Annotated in this window: 27 protein-coding genes; 16 read left to right on the plus strand and 11 right to left on the minus strand. The window is 69.9% G+C overall.

Features of this window, described 5'->3' with window-relative positions:
- Positions 1-177: 177 nt before the first annotated feature.
- The 5 genes from GGQ91_RS28415 (at position 178) to adh (ending at position 5,501) form a co-directional block, all read left to right on the plus strand.
- The gene (locus tag GGQ91_RS28415) at positions 178-963 is read left to right on the plus strand and encodes a cold-shock protein (protein WP_043755040.1); all 786 of its coding nucleotides are present in this window, start codon (positions 178-180) and stop codon (positions 961-963) included.
- 528 nt (positions 964-1,491) lie between these two features.
- Positions 1,492-1,803, plus strand: a complete 312-nt coding sequence (locus GGQ91_RS17090) for a hypothetical protein (RefSeq protein WP_043345251.1) — start codon at positions 1,492-1,494, stop codon at positions 1,801-1,803.
- 26 nt (positions 1,804-1,829) lie between these two features.
- On the plus strand, positions 1,830-3,323 hold the full coding sequence (locus GGQ91_RS17095) for a PepSY-associated TM helix domain-containing protein (protein WP_182592477.1): 1,494 nt from the start codon (positions 1,830-1,832) through the stop codon (positions 3,321-3,323).
- Positions 3,320-3,667 (plus strand): DUF3325 domain-containing protein, encoded by a 348-nt coding sequence (locus GGQ91_RS17100; RefSeq protein ID WP_043380256.1) that lies wholly within the window; start codon positions 3,320-3,322, stop codon positions 3,665-3,667. Before GGQ91_RS17095 ends, GGQ91_RS17100 begins: the two co-directional genes overlap by 4 nt.
- Before the next feature lie 310 nt (positions 3,668-3,977).
- Positions 3,978-5,501: an aldehyde dehydrogenase gene (gene adh, locus GGQ91_RS17105; RefSeq protein WP_182592478.1), complete on the plus strand. Its 1,524-nt coding sequence runs from the start codon at positions 3,978-3,980 to the stop codon at positions 5,499-5,501.
- A gap of 81 nt (positions 5,502-5,582) precedes the next feature.
- On the opposite strand, the gene GGQ91_RS17110 is transcribed toward adh, so the two are convergent.
- Positions 5,583-5,876: a hypothetical protein gene (locus GGQ91_RS17110; RefSeq protein ID WP_043380252.1), complete on the minus strand. Its 294-nt coding sequence runs from the start codon at positions 5,874-5,876 to the stop codon at positions 5,583-5,585.
- Positions 5,877-6,024: 148 nt separating this feature from the next.
- Between GGQ91_RS17110 and GGQ91_RS17115 the strand changes: the two genes are divergently transcribed.
- From GGQ91_RS17115 to GGQ91_RS17125, 3 genes are read left to right on the plus strand one after another with little or no spacing between them, the layout of a single operon-like run.
- Positions 6,025-6,450 (plus strand): DUF779 domain-containing protein, encoded by a 426-nt coding sequence (locus GGQ91_RS17115; RefSeq protein WP_182592479.1) that lies wholly within the window; start codon positions 6,025-6,027, stop codon positions 6,448-6,450.
- 27 nt (positions 6,451-6,477) lie between these two features.
- Positions 6,478-6,891 carry a carboxymuconolactone decarboxylase family protein gene (locus GGQ91_RS17120; RefSeq protein WP_043345227.1) on the plus strand — a complete coding sequence of 138 codons (414 nt, stop codon included), beginning with the start codon at positions 6,478-6,480 and terminating at the stop codon, positions 6,889-6,891.
- Positions 6,888-7,328: a cupin domain-containing protein gene (locus GGQ91_RS17125; protein WP_182592480.1), complete on the plus strand. Its 441-nt coding sequence runs from the start codon at positions 6,888-6,890 to the stop codon at positions 7,326-7,328. The genes GGQ91_RS17120 and GGQ91_RS17125 overlap by 4 nt, the downstream gene beginning before the upstream one ends.
- Positions 7,329-7,331: 3 nt before the next feature.
- On the opposite strand, the gene GGQ91_RS17130 is transcribed toward GGQ91_RS17125, so the two are convergent.
- The 7 genes from GGQ91_RS17130 to gap form a co-directional block, all read right to left on the minus strand.
- Positions 7,332-8,360, minus strand: coding sequence for a tetratricopeptide repeat protein (locus GGQ91_RS17130; RefSeq protein WP_043345239.1), 1,029 nt, complete (start codon positions 8,358-8,360; stop codon positions 7,332-7,334).
- Between the two features lie 20 nt (positions 8,361-8,380).
- The gene (locus GGQ91_RS17135) at positions 8,381-9,025 is read right to left on the minus strand and encodes a thiamine phosphate synthase (protein ID WP_182592481.1); all 645 of its coding nucleotides are present in this window, start codon (positions 9,023-9,025) and stop codon (positions 8,381-8,383) included.
- A 20-nt stretch (positions 9,026-9,045) separates the two neighbouring features.
- Positions 9,046-10,116 carry a class II fructose-bisphosphate aldolase gene (gene fba / locus GGQ91_RS17140; RefSeq protein WP_182592482.1) on the minus strand — a complete coding sequence of 357 codons (1,071 nt, stop codon included), beginning with the start codon at positions 10,114-10,116 and terminating at the stop codon, positions 9,046-9,048.
- A 63-nt stretch (positions 10,117-10,179) separates the two neighbouring features.
- Positions 10,180-10,500 carry a hypothetical protein gene (locus tag GGQ91_RS17145; RefSeq protein WP_051975960.1) on the minus strand — a complete coding sequence of 107 codons (321 nt, stop codon included), beginning with the start codon at positions 10,498-10,500 and terminating at the stop codon, positions 10,180-10,182.
- Between the two features lie 79 nt (positions 10,501-10,579).
- Positions 10,580-11,782 carry a phosphoglycerate kinase gene (locus tag GGQ91_RS17150; protein WP_182592483.1) on the minus strand — a complete coding sequence of 401 codons (1,203 nt, stop codon included), beginning with the start codon at positions 11,780-11,782 and terminating at the stop codon, positions 10,580-10,582.
- A gap of 35 nt (positions 11,783-11,817) precedes the next feature.
- A complete protein-coding gene (locus GGQ91_RS17155) occupies positions 11,818-12,285 on the minus strand; it encodes a hypothetical protein (RefSeq protein WP_182592484.1) in 468 nt (155 codons plus the stop codon).
- Between the two features lie 89 nt (positions 12,286-12,374).
- Entirely contained in the window at positions 12,375-13,379 is a 1,005-nt protein-coding gene (gene gap / locus GGQ91_RS17160; protein WP_043345211.1) for a type I glyceraldehyde-3-phosphate dehydrogenase, read from the minus strand.
- A 450-nt stretch (positions 13,380-13,829) separates the two neighbouring features.
- Between gap and GGQ91_RS17165 the strand changes: the two genes are divergently transcribed.
- A complete protein-coding gene (locus GGQ91_RS17165; protein ID WP_043380241.1) occupies positions 13,830-14,114 on the plus strand; it encodes a DUF4164 family protein in 285 nt (94 codons plus the stop codon).
- 41 nt (positions 14,115-14,155) lie between these two features.
- Positions 14,156-14,527, plus strand: a complete 372-nt coding sequence (locus GGQ91_RS17170) for a cell division protein ZapA (protein ID WP_043345206.1) — start codon at positions 14,156-14,158, stop codon at positions 14,525-14,527.
- Between the two features lie 322 nt (positions 14,528-14,849).
- Here the strand turns inward: GGQ91_RS17170 and GGQ91_RS17175 are convergent, their stop codons facing one another.
- From GGQ91_RS17175 to madL, 3 genes are all read right to left on the minus strand, one after another.
- Entirely contained in the window at positions 14,850-15,518 is a 669-nt protein-coding gene (locus GGQ91_RS17175) for a GntR family transcriptional regulator (protein ID WP_043380236.1), read from the minus strand.
- A 123-nt stretch (positions 15,519-15,641) separates the two neighbouring features.
- Positions 15,642-16,406, minus strand: a complete 765-nt coding sequence (gene madM / locus GGQ91_RS17180) for a malonate transporter subunit MadM (RefSeq protein ID WP_043760600.1) — start codon at positions 16,404-16,406, stop codon at positions 15,642-15,644.
- A gap of 17 nt (positions 16,407-16,423) precedes the next feature.
- On the minus strand, positions 16,424-16,882 hold the full coding sequence (gene madL / locus GGQ91_RS17185) for a malonate transporter subunit MadL (RefSeq protein WP_043755057.1): 459 nt from the start codon (positions 16,880-16,882) through the stop codon (positions 16,424-16,426).
- Between the two features lie 227 nt (positions 16,883-17,109).
- Here madL and mdcA point away from each other — a divergent pair, with 227 nt between their 5' ends.
- The 6 genes from mdcA to GGQ91_RS17215 are packed head-to-tail and all read left to right on the plus strand — an operon-like array spanning position 17,110 to position 22,314.
- A complete protein-coding gene (gene mdcA, locus GGQ91_RS17190) occupies positions 17,110-18,756 on the plus strand; it encodes a malonate decarboxylase subunit alpha (RefSeq protein WP_043755058.1) in 1,647 nt (548 codons plus the stop codon).
- A 39-nt stretch (positions 18,757-18,795) separates the two neighbouring features.
- The gene (gene mdcC, locus GGQ91_RS17195; RefSeq protein ID WP_043755060.1) at positions 18,796-19,104 is read left to right on the plus strand and encodes a malonate decarboxylase acyl carrier protein; all 309 of its coding nucleotides are present in this window, start codon (positions 18,796-18,798) and stop codon (positions 19,102-19,104) included.
- Positions 19,105-19,106: 2 nt separating this feature from the next.
- Entirely contained in the window at positions 19,107-20,036 is a 930-nt protein-coding gene (locus tag GGQ91_RS17200) for a biotin-independent malonate decarboxylase subunit beta (protein WP_053609395.1), read from the plus strand.
- Positions 20,023-20,739: a biotin-independent malonate decarboxylase subunit gamma gene (gene mdcE, locus GGQ91_RS17205; RefSeq protein ID WP_053609394.1), complete on the plus strand. Its 717-nt coding sequence runs from the start codon at positions 20,023-20,025 to the stop codon at positions 20,737-20,739. Before GGQ91_RS17200 ends, mdcE begins: the two co-directional genes overlap by 14 nt.
- Positions 20,732-21,391, plus strand: a complete 660-nt coding sequence (mdcG, locus tag GGQ91_RS17210) for a malonate decarboxylase holo-[acyl-carrier-protein] synthase (protein ID WP_053609393.1) — start codon at positions 20,732-20,734, stop codon at positions 21,389-21,391. The genes mdcE and mdcG overlap by 8 nt, the downstream gene beginning before the upstream one ends.
- Complete coding sequence (locus GGQ91_RS17215) at positions 21,388-22,314, plus strand: acyltransferase domain-containing protein (protein WP_182592485.1); 927 nt, start codon at positions 21,388-21,390, stop codon at positions 22,312-22,314. The genes mdcG and GGQ91_RS17215 overlap by 4 nt, the downstream gene beginning before the upstream one ends.
- Positions 22,315-22,428: the final 114 nt, after the last annotated feature.

Genomic DNA, 22,428 nt, shown 5'->3' on the forward strand with positions numbered 1-22,428 from the left:
AACGGGCGCGTCTGAGCCAAGAAGGTCCTTGCGGTCAAGGCCCGATTGCGTCAGGACTGGGGCGTTATTCTTGGTTACCGCGACCTGGGGTAATGATAGTGCGGGGCGTGGGCTGTCTGGGATGGCGCGCACGCGGTATTCGAGACAAGGGCGGCGGACGGTTTTTGCGAGCTTTCGATGGGACGTGGTCGTGATTTCAGGGGGCCGCAGAAGCGCGGCTTCGACGAGGGTGGCGAGCCGAGATGGCCTGATCAGGCACCCCCGAGCGGCGGATACGGCGGCGGCGGTTTCGGCGGTGGCGGCGGCGGTTTCGGCGGCGGCGGTTTCGACCGTGGTCCGGCGCGCGGCGCGGCACCGGTCGCGTCCGGACCGGAGCGCGATGCGACGGTCAAGTGGTTCAACAAGGAGAAGGGCTTCGGCTTCGTCGAACTCGGCGACGGTTCGGGCGATGCCTTCCTCCACATCCGCGCCGTCGAGGCGGCAGGCCACGATGACCTGATGCCGGGCACCCGGCTGACGGTCACGACGGCCCAGGGTCAGAAGGGCCCGCAGGTGACCAGCGTCACCAGCGTCGACACGTCCACGGCCGAGGCGCCTGCGCCCCGGCGCGAGTTCCGTCCGCGCACCGGCGGCTTCGGTGGTGGCGCTGGCGGCGGCTACGGTGACCGCGACCGCGGCGGCGGTGGTGGTTACGGCGGCGGCGGCGGTTTCGGTGGTGGTGGCGGTGGTGGCCGCTTCGCCAGCGGCCCGTCCGTCGAGATGAGCGGCACCGTGAAGTGGTACGATCCCGCCAAGGGCTTCGGCTTCGTGTCGGTGAACGACGGCGGTAAGGACGTCTTCGTGCACCGCTCCGCTCTGTCCCGCGCCGGGCTCGATTCGCTCGCCGAAGGCCAGCAGGTCACGCTCGGCGTGGTCGAGGGTCAGAAGGGCCGCGAGGCTCAGAGCATCAACGTCGAGGATTGAGGGCGCGCGGCGGTCGCTTTGCCGCCGCGATCCTGAGAAGACTACGAGGCGGCGGTCCTGTCTGGGACCGTCGCCTTTCTCGTTCCTGGACGATCGATGCGCTGCTTGATGCTGCCGACGGCTCTGCTCCTGCTTTCGGGCAGCGCCCGGGCTGAGGATTTCACGGGCTTTTATGCCGGGATCAACGCGGGCTACGGCTGGGGCACCGGGCACCGCGGCCCTGAGGGAGGCCGCCCCGTGACCGCCGGATCGTCGGCCCTCTCCAAGCCGGAGGCCGGCCCCGATCTGCCGCCGAGTGCCCGGAATGCCGCCATCGCGATCCGCGGATCCGACCGATCCGCAACGCCCGGAACGACCGGTCGTTGAGACGGGCTGCCGCGCAAGCCGGGACTTTCATCTCTCGGCCCGACCCGGGCCATCCTAACCGCCTCAATTCACACTGGAATCGTTCTGGAACATACGCGTTGCCTGCCGGGCGCAGCCGCTGCTAGGTCGCGATATGACTTTACGGAAGCGAGAGGGGGCGCGATGAGTGCCCATGCCGTGCCCACGCTGGCCGATCGCTTGGCGGTCGCCGGCCGGGTGCTTCTGGCGGCGTTCGGCGGTTATGCCGTTGCCGCACTCGCGTGCGCCTGGCTGGCGCTGATTCTCCCCGGCCCGAGGGCCGAAGCAGTATCCGCCGCGACCCTCGCGAGCTTCAGCATCATGGCGGCGGCCGTGATCTGGGTGTTCGCCGCCCGGACGATCGCGCGCGCCACCCTGGTCCTAGGGGCTGCGGCGCTTCTGCTGACCGTGGCCTTGTGGCTGGCCGGCGGCTTCAGGCACGGGGTCGCCCTGTGAGCCGCGCGCGGAGCTTCCGCCAGTCCATGGCGTGGCTGCACACGTGGTCCGGCCTCGTGGTCGGCTGGGTGCTGTTCGCCATCTTCGTCACCGGGACGGCCAGCTATTACCGCAGCGACATCTCGCGATGGATGCGGCCCGAGCTGTCCGAGGAGGCGCCGGATCCGGTGGCGGCGGCAACGCGCGCCGGTGTGTTCCTGCGCAAAACCATGCCGGACGCCGCCGGCTGGTCGGTCAAGCTGCCGAACGCCGAGGCTTCGGTCGTCGAGGTCTACTGGTGGCAGAACCTGGATGGGCCCTACCATCAGGCGCTGCTCGATCCGTTGACGGGCGAACCCGCACGCGTCCGCGACACGCGGGGCGGCGAATTCCTCTACCGCTTTCACTTCGAGTTGAGCCTGCCGCCGATCTGGGGGCGCTGGATCGTCTCGGGCTGCGCGATGATCCTGCTGATCGCGCTGATCTCCGGGATCGTGACGCACCGGCGCATTTTCGCCGACTTCTTCACCTTCCGCCGGGACAAGTCCGTCCAGCGCGGCTGGCTCGACGCCCACAACGTGATGGGCGTTCTGGCGCTGCCCTTCCACCTGATGATCGTCTACACGGGCCTCGTCACCCTGTCGTCGATGCTCATGCCCTGGGGCGTGAAGGCCGTCTACGGCGACGACCTGCTCCGGTACTATGCGGAGGCGGGATTGGCGGCGCCGGGAGCCGGCCCCGCCGGGCGTCCGGGCGTGCCGCTCCCCTTGGGCGAGATCGTGGCGCGCGCCAGCGCGGCGGGCGGCGAGACGCCCGAGATGCTGATGGTGACGCTTCCCGGGGACGCCAACGCGACCGCGACGGCGTATTTCGAGGAGCCGCATGGGCTCGCGCATCTCCATCCGCAGATCGTCTATGCGGCCGGAACCGGCGCGGAACTCGCGCGCGTCAGCGAAGCCGGCGCTGCGACCCGGACGGCCGCCGTGATGGCGGGGCTGCACGAGGCGCATTTCGCGTCCGCTCCGTTGCGTCTCGTGTTCTTCCTCTGCGGCGTGATGGGCGCGGCCACGGTTGCGAGCGGGCTGGTCCTCTGGACCGTGGCGCGGGCGCCCAAGGGCGCGGATCCCGACCGATTCGGTCTACGGCTCGTGCGATTCCTCAACCTCGGCACCATCGCGGGGCTGCCGGTGGGACTCGCGGCCTATTTTCTGGCCAACCGTCTGCTGCCCTACGGGCTCGAGGCCCGGGCCGATTGGGAGGTCCGCGTATTCTTCGCCGCCTGGGTCGCCGCGGCGCTCGCCGCAGCCCTGTATCCGCGACAGCGAGCGTGGCCGATCGCCCTCGGGGTGGCGGCCTGCGCCTTCCTGGCGATCCCGTTGGTCGATGCGGTCCTCGTCGGCCAGAACCGGTTCCTCGGTTTCGATGCGGCGATGGCGGCTGTGGGTCTGGCCCTTGTCGCGGGCTCCCGGTTGGCGGCACGGCGACGGCCGGCGGAATCGCGGCACGGCCAGCCCAGCCTGTCCCGGGCGGCGGAGGCATGACCGCGGCCGCACTGATCCTCAGCCTTCTCCTGAGCTTCTCGGGCTTCGCCGCCCTGGCCCTCAGCCTCGACCGGCATCACCGGGCGGCCTACCGGATCAGCGTCCCGGACCGGCGTGTCGCCAGCTTGCGGATGGCTGGCTGGTGCGGGCTCGCCCTCTCGTTCGCGGCGGCCATCGCGGCGGCCGGCTGGAATTTCGGCCCGGTGCAGTGGATCGGATCGCTGACCGGGTCCGCCTTATTCGTGGTGGCGTTCATCGCCTATCGGCCGACCTGGCTGCGCAACGCGGCCCTGGCGGCGCTGCCGCTCGCGGCGGCGGCCGCTCCGCTCGCCTTGCTCAGGTAAGCAGGCGCATCGGAGTCTTCCTCGATCGGCGGTGATTCGAACGGTCATCGGGACGCGGGAATGGCCTTCGAAGGCGATTCGGACCACTCCGACGCCGAGGATATCTGTCCGCTCGCGGTGAGGTCCGGAAGAGCGTAGGATCGGCCCACTCGCGCACTGGCCAAAAGTCCACCTTGATTCGGCAGGCCAAAAGCCATTGGCTGCGAACAGAGCGGAAGCGGATGCGGCCCCGACGATCGGTCGCCCGAGCGCCAGCTTAAGCCCAAGAGCCGCGGTTCGCGAGGCCGGGGCCTATGGAGGGAACACAGCGATGAACAAGCCGGAATTCCTCGGCGACGCCAAGGTCAAGTCGCCGTTCTCGGCCCGCTACGAGAACTTCATCGGCGGCCAGTGGGTCGCCCCCGCGGCCGGCCGCTACTTCGAGAACACCTCCCCGATCACCGGAAAGGTGGTGTGCGAGGTGGCCCGCTCCGACGCACAGGACGTCGAGAAGGCGCTCGACGCCGCCCACGCCGCCAAGGAGGCCTGGGGCCGCACGGCGCCGGCCGAGCGCGCCCGCATCCTCCTCAAGATGGCCGACCGGATGGAGGAGAACCTCGATCTGCTCGCCCTCGCCGAGACCTGGGACAACGGCAAGCCGATCCGCGAGACGACCCACGCCGACATCCCGCTGGCCATCGACCATTTCCGCTACTTCGCCGGCTGCGTGCGGGCGCAGGAAGGCTCGATCTCCGAGATCGATCACGACACGGTCGCCTACCATTTCCACGAGCCGCTGGGCGTGGTCGGCCAGATCATCCCGTGGAACTTCCCGATCCTGATGGCGGTGTGGAAGCTCGCCCCGGCGCTCGCCGCCGGCAATTGCGTGGTCTTGAAGCCCGCCGAGCAGACCCCGGCCTCTGTGCTGGTGCTGGCCGAGATCATCGGCGACTTGCTGCCGCCGGGCGTGCTCAACATCGTCAACGGCTTCGGCCTGGAGGCCGGCAAGCCGCTCGCCTCCTCGCCGCGGATCGCCAAGATCGCCTTCACGGGTGAGACGACCACCGGCCGCCTCATCATGCAGTATGCGTCGCAGAACCTGATCCCGGTGACGCTGGAACTCGGTGGCAAGTCGCCGAACATCTTCTTCGCCGACGTGGCGAACGAGGACGACGACTTCTTCGACAAGGCGCTGGAAGGCTTCACGATGTTCGCCCTCAACCAGGGCGAGGTCTGCACCTGCCCGAGCCGCGCGCTCGTGCATGAGTCGATCTACGACCGCTTCATGGAGCGGGCGGTGAAGCGCGTCGAGGCGATCACGCAGGGCTCGCCCCTCGATCCGGCCACGATGATCGGCGCCCAGGCTTCGGGCGAGCAGATGGAGAAGATCCTCAGCTACATCGACATCGGCAAGCAGGAGGGCGCCCAGCTGCTCACCGGCGGCGAGCGCAACGTCAAGGAGGGCGAGTTCGCCGAGGGCTACTACGTGAAGCCGACGGTGTTTCGCGGCCACAACAAGATGCGGATCTTTCAGGAGGAGATCTTCGGCCCGGTCCTGTCGGTCACGACCTTCAAGGACGATGCCGAGGCGCTCGCGATCGCCAACGACACGCTCTACGGCCTCGGCGCCGGCGTCTGGACCCGCGACGGCACCCGCGCCTATCGCTTCGGCCGGGCGATCCAGGCCGGCCGCGTCTGGACGAACTGCTACCACGCCTACCCGGCTCACGCGGCCTTCGGCGGCTACAAGCAGTCCGGCATCGGCCGTGAGACCCACAAGATGATGCTCGATCACTACCAGCAGACCAAGAACATGCTGGTCAGCTACTCGGCCAAGAAGCTCGGATTCTTCTGAGCTTCTTCCCGGGTTAATCCCCCGAGACAACTTCAGCCCCGGCCTCACGGCCGGGGCTTTTTCGATCTCGCAACACCGCGCTCAGTAGAGGCCGTAGCCGTAGCCCTCGAAGGGGGCGTTGACGATCGAGCCCGGAGCCATCGGGCCGGCATCGCCGCTGACGCTGGGCACGTCGTCCGGCGGACCGTCCCAGCCGACGACACCCATGGGATTGTCGGGCGTGACGTTGGGATTCCCCGCGACGCGCCACGCATGCTGGACGAACAGCGGCTGTTCGCGGGGCTGGACGCGGAGCGACAGCGGTTCGGCTGCGGCGGGACCGGCGAGACCGGTCAGGGCAAGGACGACGCAGGCGGCTTTTCTGAGAACTGACATGACGGGCGCTCCCGAGGCGTCGGGCGGCAACCGCCGCCCTCCGTCGACACAACGCGCATCGCGACGTTTCGGGACCCGCATTCGCTCGCGTTGCGGTGGAAACCCGCCGGCAACCGCGCATATTTCAACATCGACTGGGGAGGATGGCATGAATTCGGATCGGACCTTGGACGCCAACGTCGCCGAGCACGCCGGCGCCGACGGAACACCCCTGCGGGTGACCGCCACCCCGGCGGCTCTCGCCCTCATCGACGAGCTGCGGAGCGAGTACGGCCCGGTCATGTTCCATCAGTCCGGCGGCTGCTGCGACGGCTCCTCGCCCATGTGCTACCCCGTCGGTGATTTCCTGGTGAGCGACGGGGACGTCCGACTCGGCACCGTCGGCGGCGCCGAGTTCTTCATCAGCCGGTCGCAATTCGAGGTCTGGAAGCACACCCACCTGCTCCTCGATGTGGTGCCGGGGCGCGGCGGCATGTTCTCGCTCGAGAATGGTCGCGAGAAGCGCTTCCATATTCGCTCGCGCCTGTTCTCCGACGCGGAGAACCGGGCCCTCGAAGGGGCCTGCAAACTCTGAGGTCGAGCTTCGCGGGGAGGGCGCACGATGGCCACCGTCAAACTCTGGTCCGATGCCGAGGCCGAAACCGACCCGCGCATCGGCGCCGTGTTCGCCGACATCCGGGCGACCCGCGGCTCCGACTTCATCAACAATTTCTGGCGGGGCCTCGCCAACGATCCGGCACTGCTCGAACGGACCTGGTCCGTCCTGAAGACCGTCATGGGACCGGGAACACTCGATCCCCTGACCAAAGAGCTGGTCTACATCGCGGTCTCGATCGCCAATGGATGTCCGTACTGCATCCATTCCCACACCGCCGCTGCGCGGGCCAAGGGCTTGACGGACGCGCAGCACGGCGAGTTCCTGGCGGTGGTCGGCATGGCCAACCAGACCAACGCGCTGGTGAACGGCATGCAGATCCCGGTCGATCCCGCCTTCAGAGTGGAGGAAGGTCCATGAGTTCCGTGTCCGGTCAAGGGGAGCAGGGTTTCCGGGTGGTGCGCGAGAGTGCGCCCTTCCGCGGCAAGCAGGGGCACATCTACCGGCCGGCGGTTTCCGCCGAAGCCGTGGGCTCGAAGGGGCTGCACATGCAGCTTCTGGAGATACCGCCCGGGGAGCGTGCCCATGCGCACAAGCACGAATCGCACGAGACGGCGATCTACGTGCTGTCGGGCGTGTCAGGCTGTTTCTGGGGCGAACGGCTGGAGCATCACGCGATCGCGGGGGCCGGCGAGTTCGTCTATATCGCCGCCGACGTGCCGCACCTGCCTTACAACCGCAGCCAGACGGAGCCCGTCACCGCCGTGATCGCCCGGACGGATCCCAACGAGCAGGAGAGCGTCGTCCTGCTGCCGCATCTTGAGGCCGGCGTCGACTGGTCCAAGGCCGAGGGGTAGCGCTCAGCGCTGCTCGATCCGCTCATTGGCGAGGCGCTCGGCGCGCGAGCGTTCGTCGGCGGAAAGGCCGGACAGCGTCTGATCCAGCCACGCGTCGGACAGGCCCTGTCCGGCAGCGGCAAGGTTCCAGGCCGCAGCCTCCACGGGATTCTTGGCGACGCCACGGCCGACCGCGTAGAGGCGCGCGACGCGGTTCTGCGCGATGGCGTTGCCGCGCGAGGCCGCGTGCAGGAAATAGCGGGCGGCCGCCCGCTCGTCCTTGGTGACGCCGGTGCCGTTGAACAGAAGGATCGCGTACTCGACCTCACTGGCGAGATCGCCATTGTCGGCGCCGCGCCGGAACAACTCCGCCGCCTTGGACGGATCCTTCGGCACCCCGCGCCCCTGCAGGTAGAGAACGCCCAGATCGTGCTGCGCGGGGCCGATCTCCGCATCGGCCGCCTTGCGGAACTGCGCGGCGGCCGCCGCCTCGTCGGCCGTGGCCCCGGTGCCGATCAGGATCAGGCCGAGATTGTAGGCGGCGGTCGGCGAGCCTTGGGACGTGGCCTGTTCCAGCCATCGGCGCCCGGCCTTCGGATCTTTCGGCATACCGCGTCCGTCGAGCGCCATGAGCCCGAGGGATGCCATGGCGGACGGGTCGTTCTGTGCGGCGGCCAGACGATACCAGTCGGCGGCCTTCACCGGGTCCTGCTTCACGCCGAGGCCCTGGTTGTACAGCTCCCCGAGAAGCGTCATGGCGGCGGCATCCTTCGGATTCGCCTCGATGCGCTTCGTCGCCTCGCGGAAGGCCGTGACGTACTGGCCCTTCTGGTAGGCGCCGTAGGCGAGATCCGGCGGCTGACCGCCCTGCGGCGGCACGGCGCCCCGGGTGTAGTTCGGCGTATAGGGGCTCGGCAGTTCCGGCATCGGCTTCTTGCCGGTCTGCGCGGTGGACCCGATCGATCCGGGCGCCGCGGTCGCGGCCGGGTCAGCCGGAGCGGAGACGGCCCAGGTCGGCAGTGCGAGCACTGCCGCTCCGACGAAAGCCAACAGATGAGGGGCGTTGCGGCGCCTCACGCGGCAGCCTCCCGAAGGACGCGCTGGGCCCGCTCGACAGCTGCCGGATCCGACAGCCAGAGGCTGCTCTCCAATCCCACGAACTCCGCCCCTGTCGCGCCGAGCGGCCCGATCTCGTCGGCAGCGACGGCGACCGCGATGCACGGCGTCTCGAAGATTTCGGCCCACCAGGTGGCGCGGGCCCGGACGGTCTCCGCCTCCGGCGCGACACCGTCCGGATACAGCCCGCCGAACATCAGATAGTCGATACCCGCCTCGCCGGCTTCCATGGCGCCATGCTTGGTCTCGATGCCTCCAGCACCGAGGATGCGCCCGTCGCGCAGCCGGCCGCGCAGATCCTTCAGGTCGCGCGGCTTGTCGACATGGATGCCATCGGCGCCGCCGCGGATCGCCACCGTGGCGAGATCACCCGTGAAACCCGGACAGGCCACGACCAGGGCCGCGCCCCGCTCCTGCGCCACCGGAGCGACCGCCTTCACGCGGGCCGTCAGCCCGCGCTCGTCGGTGGCGGCGAGCCGCAGGATCACGGCGGCGACATCGCCCGCTTCGCAGGCGGCCTTCAGGGCCGCCACGAAGCCTTCGAGTCCCTCGGCGTCGAGACCGTGCGGTCCGAGAAGGGCGAGGCGGGCATTGGTGCTCATCGGGGGCGACAACCGGCGCCTTACCGCGCGCCGATCTTCGGATCCAGGGCGCCGCTGGCGTAGCGCTTGGCCATCTCGGCGACCGAGATCGGCCGGATCTTCGAGCCCTTGCCGGCGGTGTTGAACTCCTCGAAGCGCTGCTTGCAGAGCTTGATCATCGCCTCCATTGCGGGCTTCAGGTACTTGCGCGGGTCGAATTCGGAGGGGTTCTCGGTGAGGACTTTCCGGATCTGACCGGTCATCGCCATGCGGTTGTCGGTGTCGATGTTGATCTTGCGCACGCCGTGCTTGATGCCGCGCTGGATCTCCTCGACCGGAACGCCCCAGGTCGGCTTCATCTGGCCGCCGTACTGGTTGATGATGTCCTGCAGGTCCTGCGGCACCGACGAGGAGCCGTGCATGACGAGGTGGGTCGTCGGCAGGCGGCGGTGGATCTCCTCGATCACGTTCATCGCCAGCACCTCGCCGTCGGGCTTGCGGGTGAACTTGTAGGCGCCGTGGCTCGTGCCCATGGCCACCGCCAGCGCGTCCACCTTGGTGGCCTCGACGAACTTCACCGCCTCCTCCGGGTCGGTCAGGAGCTGGTCGTGGCTGAGCGTACCCTCGGCGCCATGGCCGTCCTCGGCCTCGCCCTGGCCGCTCTCCAGCGAGCCGAGCACGCCCAGCTCACCCTCGACCGAGACGCCGGCCCAGTGGGCCATCTTGGTGACGTTGCGGGTGATCTCGACGTTGTAGTTGTAGTCGGCCGGGGTCTTGCCGTCGGCCTTCAGCGAGCCGTCCATCATCACCGAGGTGAAGCCATACTGGATCGCGGTGGCGCAGGTGGCTTCGTTGTTGCCGTGGTCGAGATGCATGCAGACGGGGATGTGCGGGTAGATCTCGACGAGGCCGTCGATCAGCTTGGCCAGCACGACGTCGTTGGCGTAGGCGCGGGCGCCACGGCTCGCCTGAAGGATGACCGGCGAGTCGGTGGCATCAGCGGCCGCCATGATGGCGAGCCCCTGTTCCATGTTGTTCAGGTTGAAGGCGGGCACGCCGTACTCGTACTCAGCGGCGTGATCGAGGAGCTGCCGGAGGGTGATGCGTGCCATCGTGCGTGTCTTCCCGTTTCCCGTTTCGTTGTCCGCCCGATCGCCGGAGGCGCGGTGAGGCCCTCAGCTGGGCTGTATCGTTTCGCTCTGCCGGGTGCCTTGCTTTCGGTCAATCTCCGACGCGGCGCAGGCCATTCTTTCGGCGGATGATCCCCGGTCGGTCCGGCTTTCTTGGGCTGCGACGCGGTCCTCGACCTCGCTGACCCGCGCGTCGAACCTTACCGCCGTGGCCCGCATCGTCACGCGCATCCCGGCCGCGTTCAGACGATCGATCCGCGCCTCGAGCCTGTCGAAGCGCGTCACCGTCTCGGACCGCAGATCCGCCAGGCTCGCCTGGATGCCCTTCAGGATCTCGAAGGTCGCGTTCTCCCCATCGTCACCCATCGCCCCGGCCCCGCGGCTGATCAAGCCCGGCAGTATAGATAGGGTCGGGCCAATGGGGGAGGAGCGCAAGGCGGCCGTCTCAGCCCTTCGCCCGCAGCGCCTCGACGCCCGGGAGGGCCTTGCCCTCAAGCCATTCGAGGAAGGCGCCGCCGGCGGTCGAGACGTAGGTGAAGTCCTGCGCCACGCCGGCATGGTTGAGCGCGGCCACGGTGTCGCCGCCGCCCGCAACCGAGACGAGCTGGCCGTCCTTCGTCCGCGCGGCCGCATGCTTGGCGGCGGCCACGGTGGCGGCGTCGAACGGGGCCAGCTCGAAGGCGCCCAGCGGGCCGTTCCACACCAGGGTCTTGGCCCCGTCGATGGCGGCGTTGATCTCGGCGACCGAGCGCGGACCGGCATCGAGGATCATGCTCGCGTCCGGCACGGCATCCACCGGCACGGTCTCGTGGGGAGCCTGCGCCTTGAACTCGGTCGCGGCGACGGCGTCGACCGGCAGGATGATCCGGCAGCCGGCCTTCTCGGCCGCCGCCAGGATACGCGTGGCGGTCTCGGCGAGATCCTTCTCGCAGAGGGACTTGCCCACCGCCTTGCCCTGCGCGTGCAGGAACGTGTTGGCCATGCCGCCGCCGATCACCAGCATGTCGACCTTGGCGACGAGGTTCTCCAGGAGATCGATCTTGGAGGAGACCTTGGCGCCGCCGACCAGTGCGATCACCGGGCGCTGGGGCGATTCCAGGCCCTTGGTCAGCGCGTCGAGCTCGGCCTGCATCTCGCGGCCGGCATAGGCCGGCAGCCTGTGCGCCAGACCCTCGGTGGAGGCGTGGGCGCGGTGGGCTGCCGAAAAGGCCTCGTTGACGTAGACGTCGCCATTCGCCGCCAGGGCGTCTGCGAAAGCCGCGTCGTTCTTCTCCTCGCCGGGATGATAGCGGGTGTTCTCCAGGAGGAGGACGTCGCCGTCCTTCAGGGCCGCCACCGCCTGCGCGGCGGCGTCGCCCACGCAATCCGCAGCGAAGGCGACGGTGCGCCCGAGGGCCGCGCCGAGGGCCGGGACCACCGGCTCCAGCGAATCCTTCGGCTCGCGCTTGCCCTTCGGCCGGCCGAAATGGGCGAGCAGGATCACCCTGGCGCCCTGCTCGGCGACCTCGCGGATCGTCGGCGCGACGCGCGCGATGCGGGTCGCGTCGGTCACCCGCCCGTTCTCCATGGGCACGTTCAGATCGACGCGCATGAGGACCCGCTTGCCCTTGAGGGAGCCGGCATCGTCGAGGGTGCGGAAGGCGCTCATGCGGTCTGGTGCGGTCCTGTGCGGGGCGAGGGCGATTACTGCGCGGTGGTGCCGATGGTGGCCCGCTGCGGCAGCAGGCGGTCGAGATTCAGACGCTGGACGGCGACCATCAGGACCACGGTCAGGATGGCGGTGATCACGGCGGTAAGGACGAGGGCGCCGGTCCCGGGCAGGCGCCGGGTGCGCTCGGCGAGGCCGCGCATCTCCGTCCGGAGCGCCGCCAGGTCGGACTGGCGCGCCGATTCATTCATCCGGTTCGCCGCATTCTCGACCTTGTCCTCGACTCGGGACAGCAGTGCCTCGGAGCGGGCATACTTGTCCTCGATCCGCGAACACTTGTCCTCGATCCGCGCGAGCTGATCGAAGAGCTGGTTGGCCGGAAGCGGGTGGGATGGGGCCGCAGTCTGTGCGGCGGCGGGTGTGGCGGGCGGCGGCGGAGCCGGCCTGGGGGCGGGCGGCACGGCAGCCGGCCCGCTCGACGTGCCCTGCGAAGCGTCGGTCATCCCTGGAGAGTCCCTGGTTCGAAGAAAGGCCGTCCGAAGAGTGGTGCGGCCGCCGACCTCTCAGGAGGCGGCGACCGCTGCAGTCCGGCTCAGATGAGCTTGGCCATCGCCACGGCGGTGTCGGCCATGCGGTTCGAGAAGCCCCACTCGTTGTCGTACCAGGTCAGGATGCGCACCAGCACGCCGTCCATCACCTTGGTCTGGTCGAGGTGGAAGGTCGAGGAATGGGGATCGTGGTTGAAGTCAATCGAGACGTTCGGCCGGTCGGTGACGCCCAGCACGCCCTTGAGCGGGCCGGCCGCGGCGGCCTTGATGGCGTCGTTGATCTCCTGGACCGTCGTCGCGCGCTTGGCCGTGAAGACGAGGTCCACCGCCGAGACGTTCGGGGTCGGCACGCGGATCGCGGTCCCGTCGAGCTTGCCCTTCAGCTCCGGCAGCACGAGGCCGACGGCCTTCGCGGCGCCGGTCGAGGTCGGGATCATCGAGAGCGCCGCGGCGCGGGCCCGGTAGAGATCCTTGTGCATCTGGTCCAGCGAGGGCTGGTCGTTGGTGTAGGAGTGGATCGTGGTCATGAAGCCGCGCTCGATGCCGACCGCCGCGTCCAGCACCTGGGCGACCGGCGCCAGGCAGTTGGTGGTGCAGGAGGCGTTCGACACGACGTGGTGCTCGCCCGTGAGCTTGTCGTGGTTGACGCCGTAGACCACCGTCAGGTCGGCGCCGTCGGCCGGGGCCGAGACGAGGACGCGCTTGGCGCCGGCGTCGAGATGGGCCTTCGCCTTGTCCTTCGAGGTGAAGATGCCGGTGCATTCCAGCGCGATGTCGACGCCGAGGTCGCGGTGCGGCAGCTCGGCCGGGTTGCGCACGGCCGTGACCTTGATGCGCTTGCCGTTCACCACCAGGAACTCGCCGTCCACGGCGACCTCGCCGGGGAAGCGGCCGTGCACGGAGTCGTAGCGGAGCAGGTGGGCGTTGGTCTCCACCGGGCCGAGATCGTTGATCGCCACGACCTCGATGTCGCTGCGGCCGGCCTCCGCGATCGCGCGCAGGACGTTGCGGCCGATGCGTCCGAACCCGTTGATGGCAACCTTCGTCACGGCGTGACTCCTTCCTGATGCGGCTCGCCGCGCGCCGGACCTGGGGGATGGTCCGCGGAGCGGTCTCGGCGGCCCGCCATACCGTCCGGGCCGGGCCGGGCGGGATCTGTGCGGGCGGGTTTGAACCTGCGATGAACCGGACCGGGAGAGGCCGGGCTTCCACGCGCGTGACCGTCGGATCGGACGGTGCCGGCTGAGGCCTCGGAACTGTCGCGGACCGGCCCTCCGGCATGTCTCGCGCGGTCCCTCTCGGGATCGCGCGGCTGTCTAGCATGGAGCCTCGACCTGTCAAACGCGTCGCCGTGACAAAGACCTTCGATCCACCGTCCAATAAACAGGGATCGGCACGATCCATTCGGAGTTCACCCGGATCGGGGATCGAAGGCCATTTCCCCCTGGAATTTCGGCTGCATTCGACGGAAAGCTTGCTGTCGAGGTAGACACAGAACCATGGCCGACGAGACCGAGCTCCGTTCCATCGACGACGCCCTCCGCCGCCTCGAGGCGGCCATCAACCGCCTGGATGCCGTCGTCCAGCGCCGCCTTGAGGTGGCCGCGCAGCCCGACGACCGGGATGCGGAACTCGCGCTGATGGACGAGGATCGGGCCCGCCTCGCCGCGGCTCTCGATGCTGCGAGCGCCCGTCTCGCCACCGTCTCGGCGACCACGGGGGAGGTCGGGCATCGGCTCGACCGGGCGATCGAGACCGTCCAGGATGTGCTCGGGCGCGCCTGATCCCCACGCCTACGCCTGTCGAGCGCACAGCGGAGCCGCCTTTGCCGCAGATCAACGTGACCATTGATGGCCGCTCTTATCGCATGGCCTGCGGGGAGGGGGAGGAGGCGCATCTCACCGGCCTCGCCGCCACCCTCGACGGGCGCATCGGCGAGATGCGCAAGAGCTTCGGCGAGATCGGGGACATGCGCCTTCAGGTCATGGCGGCGTTGACCATCGTCGACGAGCTCGCGGAGCTGCGCATGCGGTACGCGACCCTCGAGACCGACGTCGCGGCGCTGCGCGCTGCTGCCGAGGCTGCCGAGCGCGGGCGAGCGGAGGATGCCGAGCGGGCGGCCGTCGGAATCGGTCGGGCGGCCGAGCATATCGGAAAGCTCGCCGACGCGCTCGGCGGGGTGAGTCCGCGCACGTGAACGACACCACGTGAACGACAAGGAGCCGGACGTCTGCACTGTCGAACCGGTTCGCATTCCGCCGCCGCGCGCGAGCCATTCGCGGACCGCAATCCGACCCCGGCGGCGCCGAAAGCGGCGGGATTTTCGGGAATACTCACCCCTCTGGACTGACGTGGATGCGGGCACGACGCCGGTCCCCTTAAACACGACCGTCACCGGCTGCCGGTGCAGATCGACCGTTCGAGGCCCTTTCGGTTCGTGGTCGGACTGGTCTTCGCGCAATCGTGAGGCCGTCCGGGTCCGGGTTGCCGCGCCGGACCGATCATCGCTGTCGAAAACCTCATTCCGTCTCGGCGATGTAGCGCCCCAGCGCCGCCGCCGCCCGGAGCATGTGGGCGCGCATACGCCGGGCGGCCGTCTCGCCGTCCCCTTCGGCGATCGCCGCCAGGATCTCGCCGTGTTCCTCCCGCGAACGGCGGATCCGGTCGGCGTGGCGGAGCTGCGTGCGCCGGAACGCGGCGAGGCGCTCGCGGATCGCCAGGGCCTGCTCGGCCATGAAGCCGTTGTGGGTCGCCGTGTAGAGCGCCTCGTGGAAGGCGCGGTTGAACCGGTCGTAGGCGTCGACGTCGCCCGCCTCGACCGCCTTGGCGGATTCCTCGTGAAGCTCCATGAGCTCCCCGCGCTCCAGGGGCGTCATCCGGTAGGTGGCGAGCCGGGCGCACATCGCCTCGATCTCGGCGGTCGTCTCGAACATGTCGGCGATCCGCTGCGGCGTGAGGCGCACCACCACGACGCCCCGGCGGGGCCGGATCTCCACGAGCCCCGAGGCCGCGAGCTGGCGCAGCGCCTCCCGGACGGGCGTGCGCGACGCGCCGTAGCGATCGGCCAGGTTCTGCTCGTCGAGGGCCGTGCCGGCCGCGATAGTCCCTGACGCGATGGCGTCGGTGAGCGCGTCGCGGATCCGGTCCGAGAGCAGCCCGCTGTCGATCTTCTGAAAGTCGCCGTGCATCCGCCGTTCCTCAATCATCCCATGAGCGGCGCCTGCCAGTCTTCGGGAAGACGATGCGGAACCATACCCTAATCCGCACGGGCGAATCCGCATCGCGACCGGACGCGCCGGAACGAAGCCGCTTCAGCCGACCAGGGCCCGCACCGTCAGGAACAGGATCGAGGGGCCGACGAGGCAGCCGATTCCGGTGTGGAACGTCGCCGTCAGCGCGCCGTAGGGGACGAGCTTCGGATCGGTCGCCGCGAGGCCGCCCGCGACCCCGCTGACCGTGCCCATCAGGCCACCATACGCCATCGCGGAGCGCGGGTTGTCGAGGCCGATCAACCGGGCCACCAGGGGCGTCCCGACCATGACCATGACCGCCTTGGTCACCCCGGTCGCGATGGACAGCGCCATCACGGTGGAATCCGCGCCGATCGCCGCGCCGGTGACGGGCCCGACGATGTAGGTGATCGCCCCCGCGCCGATCGTCGTGATCGAGACCGCGTCGTGATAGCCGAAGGCCACGGCGGTCAGGGTGCCGACGATGAACGGCAGGATCGTCCCGAGGGCGAGGGCCAGGACGCCCAGCAGGCCCGCACGCCGCGCCTCGATCACGTCCACCTCGAAGGCGGTGGCGACGATGGCGAAGTCGCGCAGCATCGCCCCGCCCATCAGGCCGATCCCGGCAAGCGCCGGGATGTCGGCGAGGCCCTTCTTCCCGCCCGTGTAGAGCCCGCCGAGATAGGCGAGTGCCAGCCCCAGCACGATCGCGATCGCGGAGCCGTGGACGCGGCCCTTGGTGAGGCGCTTGGCGGCGTAGTTCGAGACGAGGATCAGCGCGCCGACCACCGCGAAGGCGGCCACGAGGCTCTGCTCGACGAAGACGTGCTCGATGCCGTGCCAGATGTCGTGTCCCATGGCGTTCACCCCTTCCTGGCGCCGGGCGCGGCGGCCGGCGCCACCGCTTCGGGCTCGGCGTCGCCGCCGATCACGGAGCCGCCATGCTCCACGGCGTCGCTGCCGGGATCGCGCCGTCCGATCCGGCTGAGCAGGGCGACGGCGCCGAAGCACAGGACCAGGGAGCCTGTCGCCGCGATCAGCACGATCGGACCGCCGCTCACGGCCGCCACGACGTTCTGCTGGGCCGCCATGGCGACCACGATCGGGATGTACATCCCCGCCCAGAATTCGACGCCGAACTGGACCCCTTTGGTCAGGCGACCCCGGTGCGACAGCCACAGGCGCGCGGCGATGAGCAGGATCATGGCGATGCCGACGCCGCCGACATTCGCCTTGACGCCGAGAGCGAGGCCAAGAAGGTCGCCGAGATACACGCCGATCAGCGTGGCGGCGGCGAGCAGGGCGACACCGAGGACGATCATCGGCGTTGCCCGTTCACTGGAGCGGCGCTTCCGGCCGCATCCGACGGCCGTGTGGACGCGTGCAACATGGCGCGTTCCCTTCCCGGATCGGCCTCGGGGGCCGTTGCGCGAAGTATGCAATATGTTCACACGCACGCAATCCCGTATACGAAACTGTGATTGCGCCGGGTTTGAAAATACCGGAACAACCGCTAGATATCATTTGGTACACCGGTTGGAGCACGCGGATGGGCGAGTGGCGCGGTGAGAGGCGGGCGCGGGACGCGCGCATCGCGGCGGGGCGCGCCCACGCGGACGGCAAGGTCGTGCCGGCCGGGGCCGTGGTCGACCTGCTGGAGTCGATCCTGCGGCCCGGCGACCGTGTCTGTCTCGAGGGCGATAATCAGAAGCAGGCCGACTGCCTCGCCCGCGGCCTGAGCGCCTGCGATCCCGACAAGATCCACGACCTGCACATGGTCCAGTCGGGGATCGTGCTGCCCGAGCACCTCGACGTGTTCGAGACCGGGATCGCGAAGCGGCTCGACTACTCGTATTCCGGTCCGCAGGGCGCCCGCATCGCCAAGATGCTCTACGGCGGCCAGATCGAGCTCGGCGCGGTCCACACCTACCTGGAGCTGTTCGCCCGCTACTTCGTCGATCTGACGCCCAACGTGGCGCTGATCGCCGGCGTTTCGGCCGACCGGAACGGCAACCTGTATACGGGGCCGAACACCGAGGACACGCCGACCGTCGTGGAGGCGACCGCCTTCAAGAACGGCGTCGTGGTCGCGCAGGTCAACGAGATCGTCGACACGGTGCCGCGGGTCGACATCCCGGGCGACCGGGTGGACTTCGTGGTCGAGGCCGACACGCCGTTCTACGTCGAGCCGCTCTTCACCCGCGATCCGGCGGCGATGACCGAGACCCAGATCCTGATCGCCATGATGGCGATCAAGGGGATCTATGCCGAGTACGGCATCCGCCGGCTGAACCACGGAATCGGTTTCGGGACCGCGGCGATCGAGCTGCTGCTGCCGACCTACGGCGAGAAGCTCGGCCTGAAAGGCAAGATCGCCACCCACTGGGCGCTCAACCCGCACCCGACCCTCATCCCGGCGATCGAATCCGGCTGGGTCAAGCAGGTCCACTGCTTCGGCTCCGAGGTCGGGATGGACCGCTACATCCGTGAGCGGCCCGACATCTTCTTCACCGGCGCGGACGGAAGTCTGCGCTCGAACCGGGCTTTCTGTCAGACCGCCGGTCTCTACGCCTGCGACATGTTCATCGGGGCGACGCTCCAGATCGACCTGATGGGCCATTCCTCGACCGTCACGCAGTCCCGGGTGGCGGGTTTCGGGGGGGCCCCCAACATGGGCTCGGACCCGCATGGCCGGCGCCATCCCTCCGATGCTTGGATGAAGGCCGGCCGTGAGGGCCAGATCGTCGGCGACCCGGCGCTGATGCGCGGGCGCAAGCTCGTGGTGCAGCTGGTGGAGACCTTCGGCGACAAGCTGGTCCCGACCTTCGTGGAGAAGCTCGACGCCCTCGAACTGGCGAAGAAAATCGGCCTCGAACTGGCGCCGGTCATGATCTACGCCGACGACGTGACCCACATCGTCACCGAGGAGGGTATCGCGAACCTCCTGCTCTGCCGGGACGCGGACGAGCGCGAGCAGGCGATCCGGGGCGTCGCCGGCTACACCGAGGTCGGTCGCGGCCGGGACCGGACGAAGGTGGAGGCGCTGCGCGCCCGGGGTGTCATCCGTCGCCCCGAGGATCTCGGCATCGAGCCCCTGGACGCCGACCGGGCGCTGCTCGCCGCGAAGTCGATCAAGGATCTCGTGCATTGGTCCGGCGGGCTCTACGAGCCGCCGGCCCGGTTCCGTAACTGGTGAGCGGCGCGCGATGAAGGGTGCTCTGGCAAGGAGCCGGCCATGGAATCTCTGACCTTCCGCCACACCACGAAGAAGCCGCTGCCCGGCTCGGTGCCGAGCGCGATCACCGGCGTCGTGGCGTCCGGCAACTTGGAGATTCTTCTGGAGCGCGTCCTGCCGCCGGATGCCTGCGAGGTGGCCATCGAGACCCCGATCGCCGGCTACGGCGACGTCTGGGAGGCGGTGGTGGCCGATTTCGTCGCCCGGGCGCAGCCCGGGGGCCTGCGCATCAGCATCAACGACGGCGGTGCCCGCCCCGACACCGTGTCGCTGCGCCTGCTCCAGGGCGCGCGGCTGATGGAGGCCTGACCATGGCTGGCGACCGCGCCGCGAGCATCGATCCGGACGCCCTGAGCTGGTACGAGGCCACCGCCCGCCAGCGGGTGCTGGCGCTCACCGATCCGGGAAGCTTCCGCGAGTTCCTGCCGCCGACGGAGCGGCGCATGAGCCCGCACCTGCCGCTCTTCGACCTGCCGCGCGCCTTCGACGACGGCATCGTGGTCGGCCGCGCGCGCCTCGACGGCGAACCGGTCCTGATCGCCGCCCAGGAGGGCCGCTTCATGGGCGGGGCCTTCGGCGAGGTGCATGGGGGCAAGCTGGTCGGCCTGCTCCGGGCGGCCCTGGCGCTGAAGCCGAAGGCGGTGCTGATCCTGTTCGACACCGGCGGCGTCCGCCTGCAGGAGGCCAATGCCGGCGAGACGGCCATCGCCGAGGCCATGCGGGCCATCGTCGATGTGCGCGTCGCAGGCATCCCGGTGATCGGGCTGATCGGCGGCCGGGCCGGCTGCTACGGCGGCGGCGGCCTGATCGCCGGCACCTGCTCGCGGCTCGCGGTCTCGGAGGGCGGCCGCATCTCGGTGTCCGGCCCCGAGGTCATCGAGACCAACAAGGGCGCGGAGGAATTCGATTCCCGCGACCGGGCGCTGGTCTGGCGCACCATGGGCGGCAAGCACCGCCGCCTGATCGGGGGTGCCGACGCCTTCTGCGCCGACACCGTCTCGGCCTTCCGCAAGGCCGCCCGCGATCTCGTCGGCCGCGCGCCGGCCTTCGACCTGGACACCCTCGAGGCCGAGCAGGCCCGCCTGGAAGCCCGGATCGACCGGTTCGGCGATTGCCGCGACGCCACGGATGTCTGGGCCCGCCTGGGCGTGAACGATCCCGAATCCGTGCCGGCAATGGATACGGACGCCTTCGCGGAGACCGTGGCACGAAGCCCGGAGGCCGACCATGACGCTCGCTGAGATCCTCGCCTCCCTCTTCCCGCAGGGCCACGCGGTCGCGGTGCGCGAGGGCCTCGTGACCGGCACCGGTCCGTTCGGGGACGGCCCGATGCACGTGGTGGGCATCGACGGCGACACGCCCCTCGGCGTCGACGGGGCGCTCGTCCTGTCGCGCGCCGTGCTCAATGCCGTGCGCACCGGCGACCGCGCGCCGATCCTGGTGGCGGTGGATTCCGACAGCCAGCGCATGAGCCGCCGTGACGAGCTTTTGGGTCTCAACGAATGCCTCGCCCATCTCGCCAAGGCGCTGCTCCTGGCGGATCGGTCGGGCCATCCGACGATCGGGCTGATCTACGGCCACACGGCCGCCGGCGCCTTCATCGCCACGGCCCTCGCGACGCGGGTCCTGGCGGCACTGCCCGGGGCCAATCCCAGCGTCATGGATCTGCCGTCCGTCGCCCGGGTGACCAAGCTGCCCCTCGACACCCTTGAGGAGATGGCCAAGTCGACCCCCGTCTTCGCCCCCGGCCTGGACAACATGGTGGCGGCCGGTGCCGTCCACGTCGTTCTGGACCCGGACCGGCCCCTTGGCAGCCAGATCCGCGCGGTGATCGACACGATCGAGGCGGAGGACGTCCGCGACCGGCTGGGCGCCGAGCGGGGCGGCCGCCTGGTCGCCCACACCGTCGCGGCGGCCGTCGCCGATCAGGCGCGCCTTGGCTGAGCCCTTCCGACGCCACGACCTCGTCCGCGTCGATCCGGCGGCCTGGGACGCGTGGCGCGCGGACCGGCCCGATCTCGGCGCCGTCCCCCATCTGGAAGGCTGGGCCTCGGCGGGCCGGCCCTTGATCGTCCGCCGCCGTGTTCCCGGGGAGACCGGCGACGCGGTGCCGCTCGGCCTGCCGCTGCCGCCCGCGGACGGTAAGCGGCGGATCGGGCTCGCCCTGCCGGCATCCGCGCTGTCGCCCGTACCGGCGGTGAGCCTCACCGAGGCCGCCGCCCACGCCCCGGCGTCATGGGGTCCGGCCGTCGACGCCCTCACGGCGCTCGGCCGACGGCACGGCCTGGTGCCGCGCCCCTTCGGCAGCCTCCTCTGGCAGGCTGTCACGGGCCTCACCTACCTGAGCGCCGCCTCCGACCTCGACCTGCTCTGGCCGTGCCGAGTTCCGGTGCCGGTCGGTCTTCTCGACGGTATCGCCGCCGTGGCTGAGACGGCACCGATGGGCATCGATGGGGAGATCCTGCTGCCGGACGGCGCCGGTCTGCACTGGCGCGAGCTGCGCGACGCGCCGGAAGACGGTTCGGTGCTCGCCAAGAGCCTGGACCGTCTAGCCCTGCAGGCGGTCGCGGGCCTGCGCGGCCCCGGCCCGGCATGACCCTCGCGATCCTCCTCTCCGGGCAGGGCGGCCAGCACCCGGCCATGTTCGACCTCACGGCCGATCATCCGGCCGCGCAGGAGGTGTTCGCTTCCGCCAGACCGCTTCTCGGCGGCACCGATCCGCGCGACCTGGCCCGCGCGGGCGGCGACAACCTGCAGGCGAACCGGACCGGTCAGATCCTGTGCTGCGTCGCCGCCCTGACGGCGTGGCGGGCGCTGGCCGGGGCGGCATCGGACCGCTCGATCGTGGCCGGCTACAGCATCGGCGATCTCGCGGCCTGGGGCGTCGCCGGACGCCTCGACCACGCGGACGTGCTCGCTCTCGCTGCGCGACGCGCGGAGGCCATGGATGCCGCTTCCGGCGCGGGGTTCGGGCTGGCGGGGATCCGCGGTCTGAGCCTCGACGCGCTCGCGGATCTTGCGGCACGCCACGGTTGCCACCTCGCCATCCGCAACGCGGCCGACAGCGGCGTCGTCGGCGGTCCGCGCGAGGCGCTGGCGGCGCTGTGCCGGGATGCGACCGGCTCGGGCGCGCAGCGGGCCGTGGTCCTGCCCGTCCACACGCCGTCGCATACGCCCCTGTTGGATGCCGCAACGGTGGCCTTCCGGGACGCGCTCGCCGCGGTGTCGCCGCGCCGTCCGCCGGCCCGCGCGCCGCGCCTGGTCAGCGGGCTGGACGGGAGCACGGTGTTTCGCGACGCGGACGGTCGCGAGAAGCTGGCGCTTCAGATCTCGCGCACGATCGACTGGGCCGCCTGCCTTGAGGCGTGCCGCGAGTACGGCGCGGACCGCGTGCTCGAACTCGGGCCGGGGCATGCCCTCGCCACGATGGCCCGGGCCGCCCTCCCGGCGGCACGCGTCCACGCCGTCGAGGAATTCCGCTCGCTCAGCGGTGTGACGGACTGGCTCGCGCGACCTTAGTCACGCCGCACATATGCCGCACATCCATTGCGGTTGGCCGTGCCTCTGCGACGCTAGTCTGGTGATGGGCCAGTCCGGCCCCGCTCGCCTGGCACAATACTGATGTCGACACCT

It is taken from the genome of Methylobacterium fujisawaense (assembly GCF_014138435.1).
In the GTDB taxonomy this organism is placed as follows: Bacteria; Pseudomonadota; Alphaproteobacteria; order Rhizobiales; family Beijerinckiaceae; genus Methylobacterium; species Methylobacterium fujisawaense.